Here is a 2,255-nt window from a genome sequence, read left to right as displayed (position 1 = left end):
CCGCGCTAAATACACTGCTAAATACAACCGCGCCGCTTTGGAATTTTAAAATTTCGCCAAATTTTAAAGGCGCTGCGTTTAAAATTTACTCGTTGCGCAGTGTTTGCAGCACGTCAATCTGCGTGGCTTTTTTGGCCGGGTACCATGACGAAAGTGCCACGATAAGCACCGCGCCGATTAAAATCATCGCTAAATCGCCTAGCGAGAGCTCCATCGGCAGCTTCGAGCTTCCGTAAACGTCGGCCGGCAGATTTACGATGTCGAAGCTTCCGAGCAGCCACACGCCGAATAGGCCCAAAATGAGCCCGAATATGATGCCGCCGCCGCCGATCGTGGCTCCGAGTGCGAAAAAGGTCCTTTTGACCTCCTTTTTGCTGGCGCCCAGGCTAAGTAAAAGCGCGATCTCTTGGCGGCGGTTCATCACGGTCATCAGAAGCGAGCTTACGATATTTAGGCTCGCGACTAGGATTATTAGCATCAGCACGATGAAAAGCGCGCGCTTTTCAAGCGCAAGGGCGCTGAAAAAATTGCCGTTTTGCTGCCACCAGCCCACGGCGCTAGCACCGCCGGGGAGGCTTTTTTTGATGCACTCCAGATCCTTAAACGGATCGTTTGAAAAAACATGCACGCCGTCGAATGTCCCCTCGTCGTAGCCCAAAATTTTGGCTAGATCGCTCGCGTCCGCGTAGGAATATGCCTTGTCGTAGGCGATCAACCCCGAGCTGAAATCCGCGCGCACATCAAAGCGCTTCATCTTGGGGATCAGCGCAAAGCCGCCCGGATCGCTCTTCGTAAAGATCATCGTGATCTTACTACCATCATCCAGCATAAATTCGTCCTTGATCCCGCGCCCTATCATGATGCCGTAGTCCGTTAGATTGGCGTCTTTGGCGCCTGCTGCGACGACGGAGTTGATGCGCTTTTCATCGTTTAAATTTACGCCGAAAATCAGCCCGCCCTCGAGCTTCTCGCCGCTTTTGGCGATGACTTGCGAGCTGATGTAGGGGCTAAAGATCAGATCGGGGAAGTCCACCCGCAGCCCCTCCACGTCGTCTTTTGAAATACCGCCGCGAAAGTGGCTGTGGATCGTGATCGGGTAGTTCATCGTAAAGAGCTTGCGCTCGAATTCTTTATCAAAGCCGTTCATTATCGCCATCGCGACGATCAGCACCGTAAGTCCCACGCCCACGCCCAAGAACGCAAGCAGCGCCGAAAGCGTAATGAAGGGCTGAGAGCGGTCGAATCTGAGATATTTGAATAATAAATACTTTACCAAAAAGCCGTCCTTGTAAAATTTCACATAGAATTTAGCGCTAAATTCTATGTGAAATTTTAAGTATTTTTAGAATTTTAAATTCCAAAAATGGGTTTTGCGCCTTCAAAATATGAAAGTTCCAGCGGGCTTTGAAAATTTAAAATCGCGCCGCAATCTCTTATACGCAATGAAATTCGCCCCCAAGAGATATCGGATACGGCAAATCAAACAGACCTTTTTACCAAAACTTTAAAATTTTAAACCTAAATTCTAAATTTTAAAATTTCAAATGCCTCAAAATTTTAAAATTTTAGAAATTTAAAAATTTTTAGAATTTTGAAATTCTTAAAATTTAAAGGCGAGCTTTGCTTACAAACTCGCCCGTATCGCATAAATTTAAAATTTTAAATGAATGCCGTATCTTAGCCGCGCACTAAATTTAAGCACCGTGCGCCGTTCGCGTTTTGCCGCACGGCGCACCGTAACGGCGCTGCGAAAACAAGTAGCCAAAGGCACCAAGTGCGCTTTTAAATTTTAAAATTTCAAAACCAAAGTTCCGCTCCATCGCGCAGCTTTGCTCACCGTCCGCGCGGCCTCACAATCAAGCTCTTTTAAAATTTCTGTCCACGCCGCCTAGCGATCGAGCCCCTTTAAAATTTTATGACGCTCTCGCCCGCGACATATCCGCTGAACACAGAAGCAAAGCAAGATCGAAAAGCGCCGGTCGCGTAATACTCGCAATCGAGATCATCGATCGCGCGATACTCGCAATCAAGATCACCGATCGTGCGTACTTACGACCGATCGCCGCGCCTACCTTGCAAAGCCGCCTTTTTTCGGACCGCCCTTGCCATGGCAGTCTTTGTATTTTTTGCCGCTACCGCAAGGGCAAGGATCGTTGCGGTGAACAATCAGGCCGTTTTGTGCAAGCGTTTCGGGGCTGAAGTCTGTGCCGTCAGGGTCGAACGCTTCGGTAACCAAATCTGTTTGCGATTGACCG

2 protein-coding genes are annotated in these 2,255 nt (G+C 48.5%); both read right to left on the bottom strand.

Annotated elements, in window-relative coordinates; genetic code table 11:
- Window positions 1-85: 85 nt before the first annotated feature.
- Window positions 86-1,276, bottom strand: a complete 1,191-nt coding sequence (locus Q0605_RS04965) for an ABC transporter permease (RefSeq protein ID WP_298704782.1) — start codon at window positions 1,274-1,276, stop codon at window positions 86-88.
- A gap of 792 nt (window positions 1,277-2,068) precedes the next feature.
- Window positions 2,069-2,255: SEC-C metal-binding domain-containing protein (locus Q0605_RS04960; RefSeq protein ID WP_298704780.1), on the bottom strand; the 187-nt coding region annotated here is incomplete at its 5' end.

Source organism: uncultured Campylobacter sp., assembly GCF_938017705.1.
Classification (GTDB): domain Bacteria; phylum Campylobacterota; class Campylobacteria; order Campylobacterales; family Campylobacteraceae; genus Campylobacter_B.
The sequence above is the reverse complement of the archived record's forward strand: the minus strand, read 5'-3'. Positions and strand labels throughout refer to the sequence as shown.